At 36.4% G+C, this 21,489-nt stretch carries 18 protein-coding genes and 1 CRISPR repeat array; of the genes, 14 read left to right on the forward strand and 4 right to left on the reverse strand.

What is annotated here, in order from left to right:
* The 4 genes from J3U36_RS00005 to J3U36_RS00020 form a co-directional block, all read left to right on the forward strand.
* On the forward strand, positions 1–686 hold a 686-nt coding region (locus J3U36_RS00005; protein ID WP_267385822.1), incomplete at its 5' end, for a toxin glutamine deamidase domain-containing protein.
* Positions 686–967, forward strand: a complete 282-nt coding sequence (locus J3U36_RS00010) for a YrhB domain-containing protein (protein WP_187756470.1) — start codon at positions 686–688, stop codon at positions 965–967. The genes J3U36_RS00005 and J3U36_RS00010, both read left to right, overlap by 1 nt.
* Before the next feature lie 316 nt (positions 968–1,283).
* Positions 1,284–1,748, forward strand: a complete 465-nt coding sequence (locus tag J3U36_RS00015) for a DUF4279 domain-containing protein (protein ID WP_267379427.1) — start codon at positions 1,284–1,286, stop codon at positions 1,746–1,748.
* Positions 1,749–1,973: 225 nt separating this feature from the next.
* Complete coding sequence (locus J3U36_RS00020; protein WP_267379425.1) at positions 1,974–2,234, forward strand: helix-turn-helix domain-containing protein; 261 nt, start codon at positions 1,974–1,976, stop codon at positions 2,232–2,234.
* 163 nt (positions 2,235–2,397) lie between these two features.
* Here J3U36_RS00020 and J3U36_RS00025 read toward each other — a convergent pair whose 3' ends face one another.
* The 4 genes from J3U36_RS00025 to murB all read right to left on the reverse strand — a co-directional run bounded on the left by J3U36_RS00025 (position 2,398) and on the right by murB (position 7,686).
* The gene (locus J3U36_RS00025; RefSeq protein WP_065557897.1) at positions 2,398–2,814 is read right to left on the reverse strand and encodes a hypothetical protein; all 417 of its coding nucleotides are present in this window, start codon (positions 2,812–2,814) and stop codon (positions 2,398–2,400) included.
* Between the two features lie 111 nt (positions 2,815–2,925).
* Positions 2,926–4,176: direct repeats of the CRISPR family, unit length 29 nt; unit sequence CGGTTTATCCCTGTGTATACAGGGAACAC.
* A gap of 416 nt (positions 4,177–4,592) precedes the next feature.
* On the reverse strand, positions 4,593–5,546 hold the full coding sequence (birA, locus tag J3U36_RS00030) for a bifunctional biotin--[acetyl-CoA-carboxylase] ligase/biotin operon repressor BirA (protein ID WP_267351116.1): 954 nt from the start codon (positions 5,544–5,546) through the stop codon (positions 4,593–4,595).
* Entirely contained in the window at positions 5,521–6,663 is a 1,143-nt protein-coding gene (locus J3U36_RS00035; RefSeq protein ID WP_267379423.1) for an MFS transporter, read from the reverse strand. The genes birA and J3U36_RS00035 overlap by 26 nt, the downstream gene beginning before the upstream one ends.
* A gap of 12 nt (positions 6,664–6,675) precedes the next feature.
* On the reverse strand, positions 6,676–7,686 hold the full coding sequence (gene murB, locus J3U36_RS00040; RefSeq protein ID WP_416379831.1) for a UDP-N-acetylmuramate dehydrogenase: 1,011 nt from the start codon (positions 7,684–7,686) through the stop codon (positions 6,676–6,678).
* Between the two features lie 597 nt (positions 7,687–8,283).
* Here murB and J3U36_RS00045 point away from each other — a divergent pair.
* From J3U36_RS00045 to J3U36_RS00090, 10 genes are all read left to right on the forward strand, one after another.
* Complete coding sequence (locus J3U36_RS00045; RefSeq protein ID WP_267379419.1) at positions 8,284–9,513, forward strand: phosphopentomutase; 1,230 nt, start codon at positions 8,284–8,286, stop codon at positions 9,511–9,513.
* A gap of 41 nt (positions 9,514–9,554) precedes the next feature.
* Positions 9,555–10,271: a purine-nucleoside phosphorylase gene (gene deoD, locus J3U36_RS00050; RefSeq protein ID WP_267379417.1), complete on the forward strand. Its 717-nt coding sequence runs from the start codon at positions 9,555–9,557 to the stop codon at positions 10,269–10,271.
* A gap of 199 nt (positions 10,272–10,470) precedes the next feature.
* Positions 10,471–11,736, forward strand: a complete 1,266-nt coding sequence (locus J3U36_RS00055; protein ID WP_267379415.1) for a nucleoside permease — start codon at positions 10,471–10,473, stop codon at positions 11,734–11,736.
* A 339-nt stretch (positions 11,737–12,075) separates the two neighbouring features.
* The gene (gene add, locus J3U36_RS00060; protein ID WP_267351105.1) at positions 12,076–13,263 is read left to right on the forward strand and encodes an adenosine deaminase; all 1,188 of its coding nucleotides are present in this window, start codon (positions 12,076–12,078) and stop codon (positions 13,261–13,263) included.
* A gap of 9 nt (positions 13,264–13,272) precedes the next feature.
* Positions 13,273–15,249 carry a bifunctional 2',3'-cyclic-nucleotide 2'-phosphodiesterase/3'-nucleotidase gene (locus J3U36_RS00065; RefSeq protein ID WP_267379413.1) on the forward strand — a complete coding sequence of 659 codons (1,977 nt, stop codon included), beginning with the start codon at positions 13,273–13,275 and terminating at the stop codon, positions 15,247–15,249.
* Positions 15,250–15,278: 29 nt separating this feature from the next.
* A complete protein-coding gene (locus J3U36_RS00070) occupies positions 15,279–15,674 on the forward strand; it encodes a cytidine deaminase (RefSeq protein WP_267351102.1) in 396 nt (131 codons plus the stop codon).
* A gap of 176 nt (positions 15,675–15,850) precedes the next feature.
* Positions 15,851–17,152 (forward strand): pyrimidine-nucleoside phosphorylase, encoded by a 1,302-nt coding sequence (locus J3U36_RS00075; RefSeq protein ID WP_267379410.1) that lies wholly within the window; start codon positions 15,851–15,853, stop codon positions 17,150–17,152.
* Between the two features lie 29 nt (positions 17,153–17,181).
* A complete protein-coding gene (gene ushA, locus J3U36_RS00080; protein ID WP_267379408.1) occupies positions 17,182–18,867 on the forward strand; it encodes a bifunctional UDP-sugar hydrolase/5'-nucleotidase UshA in 1,686 nt (561 codons plus the stop codon).
* 55 nt (positions 18,868–18,922) lie between these two features.
* Positions 18,923–20,470: a YjjI family glycine radical enzyme gene (locus J3U36_RS00085; protein ID WP_416379829.1), complete on the forward strand. Its 1,548-nt coding sequence runs from the start codon at positions 18,923–18,925 to the stop codon at positions 20,468–20,470.
* Positions 20,445–21,314, forward strand: coding sequence for a YjjW family glycine radical enzyme activase (locus tag J3U36_RS00090; protein ID WP_267379404.1), 870 nt, complete (start codon positions 20,445–20,447; stop codon positions 21,312–21,314). Before J3U36_RS00085 ends, J3U36_RS00090 begins: the two co-directional genes overlap by 26 nt.
* Positions 21,315–21,489: the final 175 nt, after the last annotated feature.

Here is a 21,489-nt window from a genome sequence, read left to right on the forward strand (position 1 = left end):
AATTTCCCGAACTGGCTAACCCAATAACCGAATATTTACAAGCCAAACCAGACGATAGTTTTGCAGAAGGACGATTAAAAAACAGTTTAGAAGGAATAATAGCCGGCGGCTTAGCCGAACCCTTAACCCGTTCATTACGCTTATTAAAATACGCCCGCATCAAAATAACTGGCACTGAAGTCAGAGCGAAAGTACATCATAAAATTGAAACGGTAACGGTTGAATTAGATGAGGTTAATTGGAATAATGTTGCTGAAAAGGTGGAGACGAGTTCTATTCTTAATGATACGGCAGGTTCTATACGTGATGTAAATCCTGGTTACCCTACTGAAGGTAGAACTCATAATTGTGTTAATTGTGCTATAGCAACTGATGCAACATTGGGTGGTAATCCCGCATCCGCTTTACCCATTAATTCAAAAAATGGAGTCTCAATATCCGTATTAGAAAAACAATATGGGACAAAATTTCAAAATGTCAGTGGTCCTAATAATATTATTGAGCAAATGTCAAATGCTGGAACTGGTGCAAGGGGTATTGTATTCGGTTCCTATGGACCAGGGCAACCAGGGCATGTTTTTAATGTTGTAAATCAAAATGGGAAAATACGTTTCTTAGATGGTCAAACAGGTAAAGCTGCGGATATGAGCAAATTCAAATCTTTCAAATTTTTAAGGACTAATTGATGATTACTTTTATTGAAGCGTTAAATAAAGCTAAAAATTATTTAGCTGAATACGATATTCCTGTAGAAATCACTGTAATTGACAGATTTTCTGAAGGATGGCTTTTTTGTTTCCAATCCAGAGAGTTTTTAGAAACTGGTGATTTTTCAACACAATTAATCGGTAATTGTCCATTTATAATAGATAAAGATAGTGGAAAAATATATGAGTTGGGAACAGCATACCCTATAGATGTATATATCCAACAATATGAAAATAAGAAGATAAATGGGAATTTTTAATTGTTCTATACCAATTGCTAAATGGAAATTGAATTGATGCAGAAGGATTACTACTACCAGTTCCGCCTAGTGTTGGTGCTTCAGGTAGAGTTCCTAAGGTTTTACAAAGTGGTAGTAATACTTTAACTCAAAGTACAGCAAATGCTCTGAATAAATATTTTGGTGAAAATATTAATAAACGTGAATGGGGTAGAGCCCTTGAATCACTTAAAAAAGATAATAATATACGAAATGATCATCATGGAAGAATTTTAGATAATGGTGATTATATTAATTCTATTGGCAATGTTATAGGTAATATTGGAAAATATTTAAAATGATTTCAATAAATTCTAGGCGAACTCCCATATCTCCAGAATATCCAAGTTGTGATGAATGTTATGCAACATTGTTAATATATTCCAATGATATTCACCCCGATAAGATAACTGAACTTTTGAAAATTGAACCAACACAAAAAAATATTATTGGAACTAAGAGTATTAATCGTATCGGAAGAATTAAAGAGATTAAAACTTCTGGTTGGTTTTTATCATCAAAAGATGATGTTATATCTAGAGACTTAAGAAAACATTTAGATTGGTTACTAAATAAAATAGTACCCTGTAAAGAGGCGTTAGAGAAATTACAGACAAATAAAAACGTGACTATGGGTATTGATTGTGTATGGCGATCATTGGCTGGTCATGGTGGACCTGTATTATGGCCAGAACAAATGAAAATAATGTGTGAACTTAATTTGGAATGTAGTTTTGACATATATTTTGTCAATGATGAGTAAATTGATATTTTTTGGGAAATGTTTTTTTGAATCCCTAAAGCAACAGGTAACTCGCTTTTTACAGGGACAAGAGCTGAAGCATTAGCTGATATGCCTAATTGTGCTAATGTAAAGGCGCTGACTAATCATAAATATCAATACAGATTGCGAGTAGGAAATTATCGAGTTTTTTTAATTTTGATGGTGTTATCCTTATTGTTTCTGTTGAAGAGGAGAAAAAGCTCGATGAACGCACGTACTAATATACAATTTATTAATAATGAACTCGGGCAACCTCAATTTGTGGTTATGCCGTATACTCAATATTTAGAGTTATCAAAATCCAAGCAGATTGACACTGAAGCAGGCGTACCAAGTGAGGTGGTAAACATGGTTTTTGATAATAACTATTCACCAGCTCAAGCATGGCGTAAGTATTTGAATTTATCCCAAGTTGATGTTGCGAATAGGATTGGCATCAGCCAATCGGCGTATTCTCAATATTAAAAAATCCAAAAGTTAAGGAAATCAACGCGAATTAAAATTGCTGAGGCCCTACAAATTAAGCCTGAGCTACTAGATTTTTAAATAAAACCCTCTTAAAGGGTTTTATTTACTTTCTCCTTTTGAATAACTTTTTATACCATTTTCCTATGGTTGATTAGTCCATTTAAAACGCTGTTCTATAAATACCATATCCACCATTTAAAGAATGAGCAATCCTATATGTTAAAACTTGGTTTTTCTCAACATCCCCTTCAACCTCAACCAGACCACCACCACAAATGTTATTAGCTATCATGCTAAAAACTCTCTTCCCAATCCGAGGATAAATTGTGATTTTTTCAGATGGGTTTAAATCAGCAATTTTAACACCATCAACATAAAGAGAATCGGAACATGCGCTACTTACAAAGCCTTTATCTCTTTTTATAATAACTGTTCCTGAATCTTCTTTTTTTTCAAAAATGTTTTGGTTGTATATTCGCTTTTGAGGAACGTTTACCGCTTCATCATTAGACACCGGTGACGATGAACACCCTACCAACATAAAACCAATTATCCCAAACAATACAATTTTTTTCATACTATCTCCTTGATTTTTGGATAATGGTATGAAATTCATGCTTTTAAATCAACGTTTATTTAGTAGCCCTTCCGGTCACTGCTCATATTGAATTTGAAAGAGGATTGCTACCGGTTTATCCCTATGTGTATAGGGAACACGCAAAAATCAAAACCTAAAAATACCGAGCAAATGGTTTATCCCTATGTGTATAGGGAACACACTCGAATAACATTTTTAATTACCTGTAATCGCGGTTTATCCCTATGTATATAGGGAACACTTTAAAACTCAGATTGTCTGGTAATCTATCGTCGGTTTATCCCTATGTATATAGGGAACACAAGGCTCTACAAAATAGTAGAGGTCCGGGCAACGGTTTATCCCTATGTATATAGGGAACACGCTGTTATCTGTACCGTCATAACTATTTGCCTCTGGTTTATCCCTATGTATATAGGGAACACAACTCAATAAAAGCCTCGATGTCCCCTAAGCACGGTTTATCCCTATGTATATAGGGAACACACTTCACTATTTGGTGAAATAACAGAAGATTCCGGTTTATCCCTATGTATATAGGGAACACCAACTCCTGACGTTGGCTCAGAGAAACGTTGGCGGTTTATCCCTATGTATATAGGGAACACTTTCGGCAGAATAACAACTAATAAGATTAGCGCGGTTTATCCCTGTGTATACAGGGAACACCCTCCGTCCGCATCAACGCCGACCTGCATCGCCGGTTTATCCCTGTGTATACAGGGAACACTATTTCGGCGTTTTTGCTGCCACTATCCACAGCGGTTTATCCCTGTGTATACAGGGAACACACGTTAGAATGAAAAAAGAATATGAGAACGTCAGGTTTATCCCTGTGTATACAGGGAACACAATTAGAGATGAAGTCGCAAGTATGGAACATCCGGTTTATCCCTGTGTATACAGGGAACACTAGTTTATTATTATACAAACCAGATGAGTAGCCGGTTTATCCCTGTGTATACAGGGAACACTTTTGCCCACGTTGTTGCATCGGTGGTGAGCCCCGGTTTATCCCTGTGTATACAGGGAACACACATCGCAACCTATTGCCTCGTTCCGATTCTCCGGTTTATCCCTGTGTATACAGGGAACACAGCCCCGCAAGGGATCGACTAGCCATCAAGTTCGGTTTATCCCTGTGTATACAGGGAACACTCGTATCTGATAGGCATTAGAAACTCAACCATCGGTTTATCCCTGTGTATACAGGGAACACCTGTATATTCTACCCTCAAAAAAATGAACCTCCGGTTTATCCCTGTGTATACAGGGAACACAATGGCGCTCATGATGAGAACGGGCAATTGTTCGGTTTATCCCTGTGTATACAGGGAACACCCTAATTATAACCTATTGTTTATTAATTAAAATAGCAAAGTTTAAAATTCTACCAACTTTTTTGTTGTTTTTTTATTCAGTTGGGTTTTAGATATTTTAAATACATTAATTTATATTAATCAGTTAGTTAATTGAATTTAACAAGGAGTTGGATGCGCCTATTCTTCTTGTAATTTATTCGTGCACCGACCCATTTCTAGTTACAAGGTCATTTCTCGCTTTTGGGAATGGATTTTAATGAATTGCAGTGAAATATTTTCCTTTTTGGAATTTGTCACATTCTACTTGTTAACTAACAGGGTACAGCCATTAACTCACTTTGCAGAATTTTTACCAAAAAGTGGAAAGTTGATAAACATGATATTTATTGAATTTTATAAGAATTTATTGTCCCTGTGTATACAGGGAACAATTTGTTACTCATCACTTCGTAATGAGATTTCACCACCAATATATGCTTGGATTTTGCCATTTTGTTCAAGCAGTAAAGCACCTTGATCATTTATACCTTTTGCTACACCTCGAATCACATCATCACCAATGAGTAATTTAACAGGACGATGGATAAAATTATCGAGATGATTCCAATCATCAATAAAAAATGCTAATCCATTTTTTTCAAATTTTTCTAAATTTTCCCGTAATGTTTTTGCAATTTTGGCAACCAATAAATTACGATTGATGTTCCCTAAATTAGCCCATTTTTGATTGACAATATTTGGGTCGGGATTGGTCATGTTTAAATTAACCCCGATACCAATCACAACATGAGCACAATCCCCAGTTTTACCGGCTAATTCGACCAAGATACCTGCTAATTTTTGGTCATTTAGATAGAGATCATTAGGCCATTTTACTTTAATATCTTGACCCGATAATTCACGTAAAGCCTGCGTAACAACAATACCCACAACTAGACTTAGTCCCATTGCTGCTGCAATGCCTTGCTCTAATCGCCAATACATTGAAAAATAGAGATTGGTACCAAAAGGTGAAAACCATTGACGCCCCCGTCTTCCTCGTGCTTTTGACTGAAATTCGGCTATACAGCAATCTCCCGATTTTAAATCGGGTATTTTATCCAGCATGTATTGGTTAGTTGAGTCGATAATTGGTAAAATTTCAACACGACTATCAGCTTGGTAATACTGATCTATCTTGGATTTATTAAATAAGTCCATCGGTATTTTTAAACTATAGCCTTTACCTTGTATCGAGGATAATTCAATTCCCCATTCACGGAGCACTTTAATATATTTGTTTATTCCGGCACGCGTAATACCAAAATCAGACGCTAGCTCTTCGCCGGAATGAAAATTTCCGTCGGCTAGAATTTCAATTAATTTAAGGGGATTTTGATAACTGCGCATTCGCTCCTCGCTTGTAGACTAATAAAATAATAAAATAAAGTGAAATTATAGCAAAACTGATGAATAAATAAGAGTTATTGGTTATATCCATGACATAAGCAATGATCGCCGGCGCAATAAGACTTCCTAACGTATTGGTTAATAACATTGCTTGATTCATTGATACAATATCTTGTTTTCGTACACAAGAACAAGCCCATGCCATGGATATTGGATAAATCGTGTAGATGGTTGTGCCTAATAAAATAATGGCAAACACATCAAATAAGTTAAATACCAATAATAAGCAAGCAACTAACATGATTAAAGATTCAATCAGTAACACCACTCGACGGCCATATTTATCTGCACACCAATTAGCAGGAAGTTGCGCAATAACGCCAGACAAAATAAGTAAAATCATCCAATTAGCGACTTGGCTATCGCTATACCCTAAATGTGAATAGTAGACAGGTAATAATGAATATAAAGAACCAATTAACATGCCCGCAATCATACAACCGATAAGCCCTATCCGAGAAGGCTTATGTAAAATCATTGGAACAATATTTAAACCGCTTTTCTTTCTTTTTGGTAATTTATAGTGAGTAAGCAAAATAAATAAAATAGCCAATGCCATTAATAGTGTAATAACCAGTCCAAAATAGAGTACTTCTTGCGGAAAATATCTTAACAACGCTTGCCCTAACACCGTACCAATATAGTAAGTTGTTAAATAAACCGCTAGCATTTTTCCTCGTGTACGTACTGTTCCGGTGACTAAAATGCAACTTTCAATCACAACCCATGTCACCGCACAAGCCATACCAATCATAAAACGCCATATTGCCCAACTATAAAAATCCATTGAAAAACTTAAGCTAATGGTGGCAATAGCGAAAAGTAAACAACTATAGGTATAAGTATAACGAGCATTAAAATGACTAATTAACCAGTTTGCCATGATTGTACCAAGCAAGTTACCAGCAAAATAACTTGACCCTACCAGACCAATTTGCCCTAACGAAAACTGGTCTTTTTCTAACCACAGTGGTACTTGGGTATTTAATGCTGATAAAGCGATCGTAACAAAGAGTAAACTTGTTAATAAAATCGGAAATGAATAAGAGTGTTTCATAGTTCAAAATGATTATAAAAAATTGTCTACATCAATTTCGCCTGTTGCACCGATAAAGCGGATTTCAGGTGATAGACGTATTGAAAATTTATTTAAAACGGCGTTTCTAACGTGACGTGCTAAATCAACTACATCTTGTGCCGTTGCCTTATTGATATTAACTAAAACCAATGCTTGTTGTTGATGAACAGCAGCACCACCAATCTGATAACCTTTTAAGCCACACTGATCGATTAACCAACCAGCGGCTAATTTAACTTGATTGTTTGATTGTGGGTATATTGGCATTGCCGGGTAGATTTCAAGTAGTTTGTCGGCAATAACTTTATCCACCACTGGATTTTTAAAAAAACTGCCACCATTACCAAGTAAGTTAGGATCGGGTAATTTACTGCGACGAATTTCACACACTTTATCAAAAATCATTTTAGGCGTGACAGTTTTAGCATCAAAGTTTTTTAATTCACCATAAGTGAGTACTGGCTGCCACTGTTTAGCTAATTTTATACCGACATAAATTACCGCATATCCTTGAGAATAGTGTTGTTTAAAAATGCTTTCACGGTATCCATATTGCCCGTCAGTCACGGTGATAATATTACCGGTTGCAAGTTCCAGCAATTCAACATAGTCAGCAACTTTTTGAAATTCAACACCATAAGCACCGATATTTTGAATTGGTGCAGAGCCGATACAGCCCGGTATAAGCGCTAAATTTTCAAGACCGGCAATATTTTGTGTGATCGTTTTTGTTACGACATCATGCCAGTTTTCTCCTGCGCCTATTTTTAACAACCATTCGTTTTCCGTTTCAGTTATGGTAATACCTTTAATGCGGTTAACGATAATTGTGCCTTCAAAATCACAAGTAAAAAGGGTATTACTCCCCTCACCTATAATCATAATCGGTTGATTAACATTATCATTCCAAACATTTTGTAGTTCCAATACGCTCGATACCGTGATGACATGTTTAGCAAAAACTTCAAGACCAAAAGTATTCGGGATTTTTTGATTCATTATTCACTACCTTTATTTTTTATAATTAACTTCATCCTAAATGGGCAAACTAACGTGTATTAATTAAATTGGTATTTATTTTGTGTTAATGTCTAAAGTTAGCTTTCAGGATTTTATATAACGTCATTCCTTAAATGGGCTATGCTAATATGATGTGAATTAGTTAACATCTTGTTAAATAATTGAGATATTAAATAGTTCATTTTAACACAACACCTTTGAGATTTGATTCATCATAATTAAATTTATCATTTAATTTCTTCAATAATAATTTTCTGCAAATTGCTTAACAAAACATTATTTAATCGCTCTATTAGCGAATATGTCATAATATTTTTTACAAAATCCGTTAATATTAATCAAATAATCAGCTAAAACGATGCTTAAATCTTTTCTGTTTTTTTTTATCATGTATTATAACTAACCTGAAAACCTTTTATTATAAAGGGCTCAAAAAATAGTTTTAATCGTTAAAAAATTTTTTTGTTACACAATTGACTTTAATAAAGTAAGCAAATGTGTGCTAGATCACAATATTAGCAATCGTTATTTCATAACATGGTTGCCAAGCTTAGTGATATTTGAGATTTAGAGGAAATTATGAAAAGAGTTTTTATTATGATCCTCGATTCCTTTGGAATTGGTGGAGCCGAAGATGCAAAAAAATATGGAGATGAAGGATCGAATACATTAGGTCATATTGCCGAAGCCTGTGCATTAGGTCAAGCCGATAAAGGACGCCAAGGTCCATTAAAATTACCTAATTTAGCTAAGCTCGGCTTAATCGAAGCAGCCTACGAATCGACCGGTTATTATCCCCAAGGAATGCACACAGAAGGTGAAATAATCGGTTCTTATGGCTATGCTAGTGAAATTTCTTCGGGTAAAGATACACCATCAGGACATTGGGAAATAGCTGGCGTTCCTGTACTTTTTGATTGGGGCTACTTTTCCAACACCACCAATAGTTTTCCTCAAGAATTATTAGATAAAATTGTAAAGCGCGCCAACCTATCTGGTTATTTAGGTAACTGCCATTCATCAGGAACTATTATTCTAGATGAGCTGGGTGAAGAACATATGACAAGTGGCAAACCGATATTTTATACTTCAGCCGACTCAGTTTTTCAGATAGCGTGTCATGAAGAAACATTCGGCTTAGATAGATTATATGAAATCTGCGAAATCGCGCGTGATGAACTGAATAAAGGCAATTATAACATTGGGCGTGTGATTGCCAGACCATTTATCGGTAAAAAAGCGGGGGAATTTGTCCGTACCGGTAACCGCCACGATTTAGCCGTTGAACCACCTGCCCCAACCATGATAAAAAAACTGGTTGATGAAAAACAAGGCACTGTCGTATCAATCGGTAAAATAGCCGATATTTATGCACATGTTGGTATTACAAAAAAAGTTAAAGCAACCGGTATTGAAGCCCTTTTCAATGCATCAATTGAAGAGATAAAACAAGCCAAAGATAATACGATTGTATTTACTAACTTTGTTGATTTTGACTCGTCTTATGGTCATCGACGTGATGTTGCCGGTTACGCTGCTGCGCTAGAATATTTTGATTCTCGCTTACCCGAAATGTTAGATCTTATCGAACCGGGTGATCTACTGATTATCAGTGCTGATCATGGATGCGATCCAACTTGGGCTGGCACAGATCATACTCGTGAACATATTCCAGTCATCGTTTACGGTGATAGTGTTCCTGTTGGTTCCCTAGGGCATCGTAAAACCTTTGCTGATATCGGTCAGAGTGTTGCCGATTATTTTGATTTATCACCAATGGAATATGGGCAATCTTTTATCAAAAAATAGGTAACAGAAATATATTTTTCAAAAACTTTCAGGAGAAATTAATGTCTACCCCACACATTAACGCAATTGAAAATGCTTTTGCAGAAACTGTCTTAATGCCAGGCGATCCATTACGAGCAAAATTTATTGCAGAAACCTTTTTAGAAAATGCACAAGAAGTGACCAATGTAAGAGCGATGTTAGGTTTTACTGGCTATTATAAAGGTCAAAAAGTTTCTGTTATGGGGCATGGAATGGGCATACCATCTTGTTCTATCTATACAACAGAATTAATAAAATTTTATGGTGTAAAAAATATCATTCGTGTCGGTTCATGTGGTGCGATTAGCCCAAATGTAAACATTGGCGATGTGATTATTGGTATGGGTGCTTGCACAGATTCTAAAGTTAATCGTATTCGTTTTAAGGATCATGATTTTGCAGCTATTGCCGATTTTGATCTTACTTGCCACGCTGTAAGTGCAGCCAAAAAATTAGGTGTTAATGTAAAAGTGGGTAACCTCTTTTCAGCTGATCTTTTTTATAGTGTTGAACCCGAACTGTTTGATGTAATGGAAAAATACAATATTTTAGGGGTTGAAATGGAAGCAGCAGGAATTTATGGGGTTGCCGCGGAATATGGTGCCAAAGCATTAGCTATTTGTACGGTATCTGATCATATACGTAAAGGCGAAGCCATGACAGCTGAACAGCGTCAACTTGGTTTTAAAGAAATGATCACCGTTGCGTTAGAATCGGTTTTATTAAACCAAAACTAAAATGGCAGAATGACTGCCATTTTTTTTAATTACTCAAAATTGTTAATGACTGAACTACATCATCAAAAGTGTTCAGTCAAAAAAAATTTTTTCGGTTTCACGCAATATCGCTGTACAACAGGTTGAAGTTGCAATCAATTTATTGATTATATTTTAGGTAAGAAGTTATGAAAAAGATCGCATTGAATAAGGAATTGAAATGAATACTAAGTTACAACTAAAAGTTATATTTTTTATGCAATTTTTTATTTGGGGATGTTGGTTAATCACCTTCGGTTCTTACATGAATGATGTTTTATCCTTTTCAAGAACAGATATTGGATTAGTGTATGGTTCAATGGGGTTAGCATCGCTATTTATGCCAGGTTTATTAGGTGTAGTTGCAGATAGATGGATCCCTGCTAATCGCTTATACATGCTTTGTCATTTAATTGGTGCAATTACATTATGCATTGCTGCATTAATTACTTCACCCTCTATGATGATGATTGTCATGCTTATTCATTGTTTAGCTTTCATGCCTACCATTGCGATATCAAACTCAATAGCTTATTCATGTATCGAATCTAAAGGGCTTGATGTCATCGCTGAATTTCCCGGCATTCGAATATTTGGCACAATTGGCTTTATTGTTGCCATGTGGTTAGTTAGCTTTTTAAAATTTGATCTTAGTAACATGCAACTATACACAGCGGCAGCCGGTTCAGTCGTATTATGTCTGGTGTCGTTAACACTCCCTTTGATTCCGACATCAAAAAATGCAATCAAAGAAAAATCACTTATCAGTTCGTTAGGATTAGATGCACTTGTCTTATTTAAGCAACCAAGAATGGCAATATTCTTCCTGTTTGCGGTCTTATTAGGTGGAATTTTACAAATTACCAATACTTTTGGTGACCAATTCCTACGAGACTTTAGAAACATTCCGATCTATGAAACGAGTTTAGTTGTGAAATACCCGTCAGTCTTATTGTCGATTTCACAAATATCGGAAGTCATATTTATCTTATTTGTACCTTTCTTTATGAAAAGATTAGGCATCAAATATGTAATGTTGATTAGTATTCTAGCTTGGGTTGCGCGTTTTGGTCTTTTTGCCTATGGCGACCCATCACCAATTGGCTTTGTATTACTGTTACTTTCGATGATAGTTTATGGTTGTGCATTTGATTTCTATAATATTTCTGGCTCCATGTATGTCGAAAAATCGGTATCGCCAAGTATACGTAACAGTGCTCAAGGTCTATTTATGATAATGACTAATGGTATTGGTGCTTATTTAGGTTCGGTGATTAGCGGAATTGTCGCCGAACACTATACGCAAATCATTGATGAAAAACAGATCACAGATTGGCATACCGTATGGCTCATTTTTGCTGGCTATGCGCTGGTGCTGGCTGTCATATTTATGGTCATATTTAAAAATGACACCAATGAACAAAAAACAGCCGAGGCCGTTAATTAATCGTTGTTGAGAAGTTTCATTCAATCACAGAAGGATAATGATCATTGTCCTTCTGTTTGAATCAAAAACAAGCATATTGATTAAGCTAGCGTTTAAAATTACCCTTTTTAACCTCGAGATGATGTGATTAATCAGGGTGATACTGTTTAAATTAAAACGATACCTATCTCACAAAATAAAAATTGGTCACACAAAAAGTATGGAAATAAGATACCTGATCAAGGTAAAATAGATAACAACGCAATTAGCAAAGCTAAAATGCCATTAATCTATCACTATTTGTGTTAAGCGACCTAATAGTGGGAGCCGAGAAAGCATATTAAAAAGATAACTTATCAAATGAATAAACCATTGCTTCCTAAAGTGATATTACATGAACATGTTGAAGGTAGTATTACCCCTTTTATGGCTAAAAAGTTAGCTGATAAAAATCATATTACCTTCCCATCTTCGTTATGCTATCAATCGGGTGAATATGATGCTAACGAATATAAAAATGGGCGATATCGTTATGATGAAACTGATTTTGTTCAGTTTATTCAAACCTATGATACTGTCTCAAATTTTGTAAAAACCCCCGAAGATTATTACCTTATTACTTATGATTTTCTTTATCGAAATGCCAAACAGGGGCTAATCTATTGCGAACTCTTTCTTTCTCCTTATCACATTTGCGCAACAGAAGAACAGGGTGAAATAATCTGGGATGAAGAGCGATTTCATCAAACCTTACAGCAAATGGATGCCGCCATAACTGACGTACAAAAAGAATTTAATATTACCGTAAGATATCATGTGATTGGTGTTAGGCATTTAGGGGCGAAAACAGTACATGATACCCTATTATTTATTGAAAAAAACCCTCACCCATTTATTACCGGTTTTAATATTGCCGGTAATGAAAAAGCCGGTCACTTCGATGATTTTCAAACCTCACACCAATTAGCCCAAAAACTCAATTTAAAAAAATCTTATCATGCTGGCGAAATAGAACCCGCAGCAAGCATTATTCAAGCCCTTAAACATGGTGCAGATAGGATTGGGCATGGCATTCGAGCGATTGAAGATCAGGAATTAATCAACGAATTAGTTCGACGCAACATAACATTAGAAGTTGCGTTAACCAGTAACCGCATTTTAGTCAATGAGTTACATGGGGATATCCATCATCACCCAGTAAGACAGCTTTATGATCAGGGTGTACGAATTACCTTAAATACCGATGACGCAGGCATTTTTGGTACTGACATCGAAAAAGAATATTGTTTAGCCCAATCTATCTTTCACTTTACTCGTTTAGAATTGCTCGATATTACACTGTGTGGAATTGATGCGGCGTTTGTTGAAGATTTGCAAAAAGCACGGTTGACGGATTATGTACTATCCTGTTTCACCACCGATGATCAGCTATCATTACAAACAGCAATCAATGAAAATAATTATCACCCAGCCATTATTAAACGATTTATTCATTACCAACATTTATTATTAAAACGGATGAAAAATAGCATTACCGGAAATAAATAGGAGATTCATATGATAAAAAATAAACTCACTTTACCCCTTTTAACCCTATTGATTTCTGGCACGCTTCATGCAGCAACAGTAGATTTAAGAATTATCGAAACAACCGATCTGCATGGCAATATGATGAATTTTGACTATTTTAAAGATCAATCTGTCGATACCTTTGGATTCGCTAAAACCGCCAATTTAATTCATCAAGCTCGCAATGAAGTCAAAAACAGTGTACTGGTTGATAATGGCGATCTAATTCAAGGAAGTCCTATGGCAGATTATACTGTCAATAAAGGGCTTAAAAATGGTGAGACCCACCCTGTCTATAAAGCCATGAACACGTTAAATTATACCGTTGGTAACATAGGTAATCACGAGTTTAACTTTGGTTTAGACTTCCTGCAAAAAAGCCTTGCCGGTGCTAAATTTCCTTATATTAATGCCAATGTCTATGATGCAACGACCGGGCAGCCCTTTTTTAAACAATATATTATTGTCGACACGCCGGTTATTGATCGAGAAGGTAATCAACACACTATTAAAATTGGTTATATAGGATTTGTTCCACCTCAAATTATGCAATGGGATAAATTAAATTTGGATGGAAAAGTCGAAGTTAAAGACATCACAGAAACAGCCAAACAGTTAGTTCCGCAAATGAAAAAAGAAGGAGCTAATATCATTATCGCCATTCCGCATTCGGGTGTTTCTGCTGAACCTTATAAAGCATTAGCCGAAAACTCGGTATACTATTTAAGTCAAGTAGAGGGTATTAATGCGATTATGTTTGGTCATTCACATGGCGTGTTTCCAAGCGACAATTTTAAATCATTACCGAATACTAATATTGAAACCGGCAATATAAATCATGTTCCTGCCGTTATGCCCGGACAATGGGGAAGCCATTTGGGCGTTGTTGATTTAGTCCTAAATGGTGACAATTCAAATTGGCAAGTGACTTCAGGTAAATCTCAAGCTCGCCCAATTTATGACATGAAAACCAAAAAAGCACTGGTTGATGCCGATCAACATATTACTCACGTACTAAAAGAAGATCACCAAGGTACACGTGAATTTGTCGGAAAACCGATTGGGAAAATTGATAGTGATATCACCAGTTATTTGGCTTTAGTTCAAGATACTACGGCATTACAAATTATAAGTGATGCGCAAATAGCATATGTAAAACAATTTATTCAAGGTGACCCAGATCTTGATGGTTTACCAGTTTTATCGGCTATTGCCCCGTTCAAGGCTGGTGGTAGAAAAAACGATCCAACTGCTTTTGTTGATGTAAAAAAAGGCGATCTTACATTTAGAAATGCAGCGGATATCTACTTATACCCTAACCTGTTATCAGTCGTCCAAGTGACCGGCAAAGAGGTCAAAGAGTGGCTTGAATGTTCGGCAGGGGTATATAATCAGATTGATACGAAAGTCACGACACCGCAGTACTTAATAGATTGGGATCATTTCAGAACGTATAATTTCGATACGATTGATGGCGTAAATTACCAAATTGATATTACTCAGCCTGCTCGCTACGATGGCAATTGCCAACTAATCAATGCGCAGTCTGAACGAATTAAAAATTTAACCTATCAACAAAAACCAATTGATCCTAATCAAACCTTCTTGATAGCAACAAATAATTATCGTGCTTATACCGGTGCGTTTCCGGGAACGGGAAGCAAAAATGTTAAATTTAATTCACCCGATGATTTAAGAGTGATTTTATCGGCTTATATCACTAACACCACCCATAAAAATGGGGAGGTAAAGGTGGCAGTCGATAATAACTGGCAAATTGCCCCGATAACCAGTAATACCAAATTAGATATTCGTTTTGAATCATCGCCAACTGAAGAAGCCAAAGCAGTTATCGAAAAACATTCGTTATATCCAGCAAGCTATGTGGAAAAAGATAATCTAGGATTTGGGATTTATCGTCTGGATTTACAATCACCGATGAATGTGCAATCTAAACATCAATAGAACAAGGTATAATTAACAGGATTATCATGATGAAAATTGAAAAACTAATCGAACTGGCCAAAACCGCACGTTCTAACGCTTACGTACCTTATTCTAAATTTCAAGTTGGTGCGGTACTCATTACTGAAGATGACGAGGTCATTTTAGGTTGCAATGTTGAAAATGCATCGTACGGATTGGCTAACTGTGCCGAACGAACCGCTATTTTCAAAGCCGTTTCAGAAGGCAAACGCAAATTTAAAAAATTAGTTGTCATTGGCGATACCCACGAACCTATTTCACCCTGTGGAGCCTGTCGCCAAGTAATAAGTGAATTTTGCGCTAAAGATATGCCCGTAATTTTGACAAATATGCAAGGAAAAATACAAGAAACAACCGTTGGTGAGCTATTACCTTGGTCATTTTCACCCAGTGATTTAGACTAGAAACATTCTTATAATAAAAAATTATCACTAAAAATGAGTAAAAATGACAATGTCATGTCGTATTAAATTATACAATTTATGCGCAAAAATGTTGACTGATTTAAACGTCGTTTAACATCAAATAAACAGACCAAGGTAATATTAACCTAATATATTGACATTAAGAGAGAAGATTAATGAGATTTGTAGATATTATTGAAAAAAAACGTGATGGACATCCACTAACAACTGAAGAAATCCAATTTTTTATTACCAATTATACTAATGGCACAATCCCTGATTATCAAGTGAGTGCTCTATTAATGGCTATCTACTATCAAGGCATGACGTCAAAAGAGTGTGCTGATTTAACCACAGCGATGATGCATTCGGGTGATACTGTCGATCTCTCTTCAATTCAAGGTATCAAAGTTGATAAACATTCAACAGGTGGCGTTGGCGATACCACTACCCTTGTGCTTGCCCCATTAGTGGCAGCCGTTGGTGTACCGGTTGCTAAAATGTCCGGACGAGGACTTGGTTACACAGGGGGTACCAATGACAAATTTGAGTCAATCCCTGGATTTAAAATGGAATTAGATAAGCAAGAATTTATTGATCAAGTCAATCAAAAAGGTGTGTCAGTTATTGGACAATCGGGTAATTTAACGCCTGCTGATAAAAAACTTTATTCCCTTCGTGATGTTACCGGTACGGTCAATTCAATTCCACTTATTGCTAGTTCGATTATGAGCAAAAAGTTAGCTGCAGGTGCCGATGCAATTGTTTTAGATGTGAAAACTGGTGATGGCGCATTGATGCGAGAGATGGCAGATTCAGAAAAATTAGCTTATGAAATGGTTAAGATCGGCAATCAAATTGGACGAAGAACCATGGCGATAATTTCGGATATGTCACAACCGCTTGGATTTGCAATTGGTAATGCGCTAGAAGTAAAAGAAGCCATTGATACCTTAAAAGGTCAAGGTCCTTCAGATTTAACTGAATTAGTACTGACATTGGGCAGCCAAATGGTAGTGTTAGCGAATAAAGCGAAAACGCTTGATGAAGCACGAGTAAAACTTCAAGAGGCAATAAACAATGGCAAAGCGACTGAAAAATTCAAAACCTTAATTGAAGCGCAAGGTGGTGATAGCTCAGTGGTTGATCACCCTGAAAAATTAGCAAGTGCCCCTTACCAAATCGCCTTACCAGCACTTAAATCGGGTTATGTTTCTCGTATTGTTGCCGATCAAATCGGAATCGCAGCGATGCAATTAGGTGCAGGACGTGCAACGAAGGACGATATCATCGATCCTGCGGTAGGTATTGTGTTACATAAAAAAGTCGGCGATAAAGTGGAACAAGGCGAAGCTTTACTTACCATCCACGCTAGCACTGACAAACTTGATGCGATCAAACAAAAACTGTATGACAATATCACTATTAGTGATAATGCGCACGTGCCAACATTAATTTATAAGGTCATTACGGAGTAGTGATTGTCTATAAGGAATTAGGAGACACCATGTATTATTTAAATATAACTAAAAAACTATCACTAGCCCTTGCTTTGGGACTATTTTCGGTCAATGCAATAGCAGATGCTATCACGAAACAGCCAATAGCCCATTCTTGGAAAGAGAATCAACCCTATCAATTCACCATTTTACATACGAACGATCATCATGGTCGTTTTTGGCAAAATGAAATTGGTGAATATGGGCTTGCCGCTCAAAAAACGGTGGTAGATGACATCAGAAAAGAAGTTACCGCCAAAGGTGGAACATTATTACTTTTGTCAGGTGGTGATATTAATACAGGTGTGCCCGAATCTGATGTACTTCAAGCTAAACCGGATTTTATTGGCATGAACGAAATAGGCTATGATGCTATGGCTGTTGGTAATCATGAATTTGATCATCCATTATCTATCATTCGTGAACAGCAACAATTGGCACATTTTCCTTTTTTGTCTGCTAATACTTACTTCAAAGGCACGGATAATCGTGTCTTTGATGCCTATAAAATGTTTGACTTAAATGGTATCCGAGTTGCCGTTTTTGGTCTTACCACTGATGATACCATTTATCTCGCTTCACCCATGAATACGCAAGGTGTTGAGTTTCGCCAAACATTACCTGAAGCACAAAAAGTGATTGCTCAAATTCAACAAAACGAACACCCAGATATGATTATCGCCGTGACCCATATGGGACACTACGAAAATGGTGAACACGGTTCAATGGCGCCGGGTGATGTAGAATTAGCCCGAGGCTTAAAATCGGGCGAATTAAATATGATTGTAGGTGGACATTCTCAAAATCCGGTTTGTATGGCAAGTGCAAATAAACGAGTTACTGAATATGTTCCCGGTACACCCTGCGCACCAGATCAACAAAATGGGACTTGGATAGTACAGGCTCACGAATGGGGAAAATACGTAGGTAGAGCAGATTTTGAATTTCTAAATGGAAAATTGACACTTAAAAATTATCAATTAATTCCTATTAACCTTAAAAAAGAAGTGGATCATGGCAACGACACTAAACGCCTTGAGTTTTACACCACTGAGATCCCTCAAGACCCACAGCTATTGCAGATATTGCAACCTTATCAAGAACAAGGCAGAAAAAAACTGTCAATTAAAAGCGGCGAATTGGTCGGTCGACTTGAAGGCGATCGCCATATTGTCCGATATCAGCAAAGTAATTTAGGACAATTATTACTCAGTGCTTTTATTGAAAAGACAGGTGCAGACTTGGGTATCTTATCGGGAGGGATGATTCGAGATTCATTGATTGAAGGCGATATTGCTTATCGAGATATTCTTAAAGTTGAACCTTTTGGCAATAGTGTGGTTTATGTCGAGTTAACCGGACGTGAATTGATTGACTACCTTAACGTTGCATTGAGCAAAAAGCAAGGATCGGGTGGCTTTACTCATCTAAGAAATATTACCTTAACGCGCTCAGGTGAAAATATTGAAAATGTCAAAATCAATCAACAACCCATTGACTTACAAAAGAAGTATCGTCTGGTGACATTGGATTTTTTAGCGATGGGCGGAGACGGCTATCCGATAATCAACACATTACCTACTTATGTGGATACTGGTTATCGTGATGCGGATGTTGTAAAACAGTATTTTGAAACACATTCGCCAATTAATGCTGCTGATTATGAACCAATACGCATGATTATCGAAAAATAATCATTAGGTTCACCATTTAAATTAAATAAATTTGCTTTTTAGTATCGAGGTTAATATGCACATGACAGAGTTCCAAAGCAGTTGTTATCAAATCGTCACCGATCCTAATTTATCACCCAAACAGAAAGCCAACTTATTGGCATTAGCGGCAGAAAATAATCTGCCTTATGTTGAGCTTGATAATGAAACCCGAAAAGCGTTAGACGAAAATGTTATTTGTGATATGTTTGAGGGTCATGCGCCTTATAAGCCTCGATATGTACTACCTGATTATGCTAAATTTCTTAAACAAGGCTCTGAGTGGTTAGAACTTGATCCCGCCAAAACGTTTGATGATGCCTTAAATATGCTGACTATTGTTTATCATCATGTACCATCCGTTACCGGCATGCCTGTTTATCTGGGTTGTTTAGATCAAATATTGTTACCCTATGTTGGGGAGCTCACTGAAGATGAACTTTATCAACGATTAAGACATTTTTGGATAATGTTAGATCGTAATTTACCTGATGCTTTTATGCATGCCAACATTGGACCAACCGATAATGTTATTTGTCGTCTGATTTTACGTGTGGACAAAGAACTCAAACAAGTTGCACCAAATTTAACCTTTATCTATGATGAAAACATCACACCTGAAGCGTTACTATCCGTTGCAATAGGCAATATTTGCGAAACGGCTAAACCTCACATTGCCAATAATCAGATGATTCAAAAAGATTTTGATGAAAAAGGCTATGGCGTTGTCAGCTGTTATAACTCCTTACCTATCGCTGGTGGTGGCAGTACCCTATCAAGAATCAACTTAAAAGAAGTGGCAAAACGCAGCCAACATATTGATGATTTTCTGCAAAATACGCTACCCTATTACTGCCAACTACAATTAAATTTAATCAAAGCCCGTTCAGCCTTTTTGTACGAAAAGTCAAACTTCTTTCAAAATAGTTTTTTAGTAAAAGAAGGATTAATTGATGCCAACCGATTTGCACCCATGTTTGGTATTTATGCTATGGCTGAAGCGATTAATATACTACAAGAAAAATCGAACTTAGCGGGTCGCTATGGTGTCGATGAAGATGCTAATGAACTGGCTACCACCATTTCTAAACAATTAGCCGACTTTATTAATCATCATAAAATTAACCATGCTTGGCAAGGTAAAGCTATGTTACATGCTCAATCAGGTATCAGTACGGATAGAGGCACTACACCGGGCTTACGAATTCCTTATGGTCACGAGCCGGATCCTGTTACCCATATTATGGCACTGTTTAAACATCACCATTATTATACATCAGGCATTAGTGATATTTTAACGATTGATGAAACCATTAAAAATAATCCTTCCGCTTTACTGCAAATTTGTAAAGCGGCATTTCAATTTGGCTTCCGAGAGTTTACCGCCAATATTAGTGGTAATGATCTGGTACGAGTAACGGGCTACATGGTGAGATTATCAGATATCAAAAAATATAAAGAAGAAGGTTCACGGATTAATACCACATTTTTAGGTAGTGAAGCCGCACAAGATACCGTTAATAATAGCTATTTATGCCGTACACCACGGGTGATCAGTCATGAACAAGTCATGGGCAATCGTTAATAAACTTTTACCCTTTTCTTGCGTTGACGGGCCGGGAAACCGATTAGTTATATTTTTACAAGGTTGTAATTTTAAATGCTTAAATTGCCACAATCCTTATACCATTTCACTATGTCAGGATTGTGGTGACTGTGTCGCCACATGTCCACATCAGGCGTTAACGTTTAGTCATCATCAAGTTATTTGGCAGACATCAACTTGCCAGCAATGTGATACTTGCCTTCAAACTTGCCAATATCACTCAACACCAATGACTTACCGATATAGTGTTGAAGATATACTAAACATCATTCGCAAATACCTTCCCTTTTTAAATGGTATTACGCTTAGTGGCGGGGAAGCGACCATTCAATTACCTTTTATTGAAAAACTGTTTCATGCCATTAAACATGCCGATGACTTAAAACATTTAACCTGTTTTATTGATAGCAATGGTTATTTATCTCAAACGGGTTGGCAAAAAGTAGTGAATGTCATGGATGGTGCGATGATTGATCTTAAAGCTTGGGATACCCAAGTTCACAAAAAGTTAACCGGCAGAGATAATCATCGAGTCATAAAAACAATAGAATATCTTTCAAAGATCCAAAAATTACATGAAGTCAGATTCTTGATCATCCCAACTCATACGGATCTTCAAAATAAGGCAGAACAAATCGCGCACTTTTTATTGGCGTTGGATCCGAGTATCAGAGTGAGAATCAATGCATTTCACCACCATGGTGTACAAGGAATAGCCAAAACATGGGAACCAGCATCAAAACAACATGTCGAAAATTTTGCTACTGAGTTAAAACAATTTGGGCTGAAAAATATTATTTTGCCCACTGTTTACTTATCATGATAATTAAATAGTTTTGATTAATGTGAAAATAGCCAAAATATCAGGAAGATGATGAGCTAATTAAAAAGATTGATATATCGACCAACATCTTTATTATTGTAAAATTTTTACAATAAAAATGAGCAGGTTTTTAAATCTGCTCATTTAGTGGAAACCCAAAATTAAATTTAAAGAT

The organism is Gilliamella sp. B3817 (genome assembly GCF_026536705.1).
Taxonomy (GTDB): Bacteria; Pseudomonadota; Gammaproteobacteria; order Enterobacterales; family Orbaceae; genus Gilliamella; species Gilliamella apicola_I.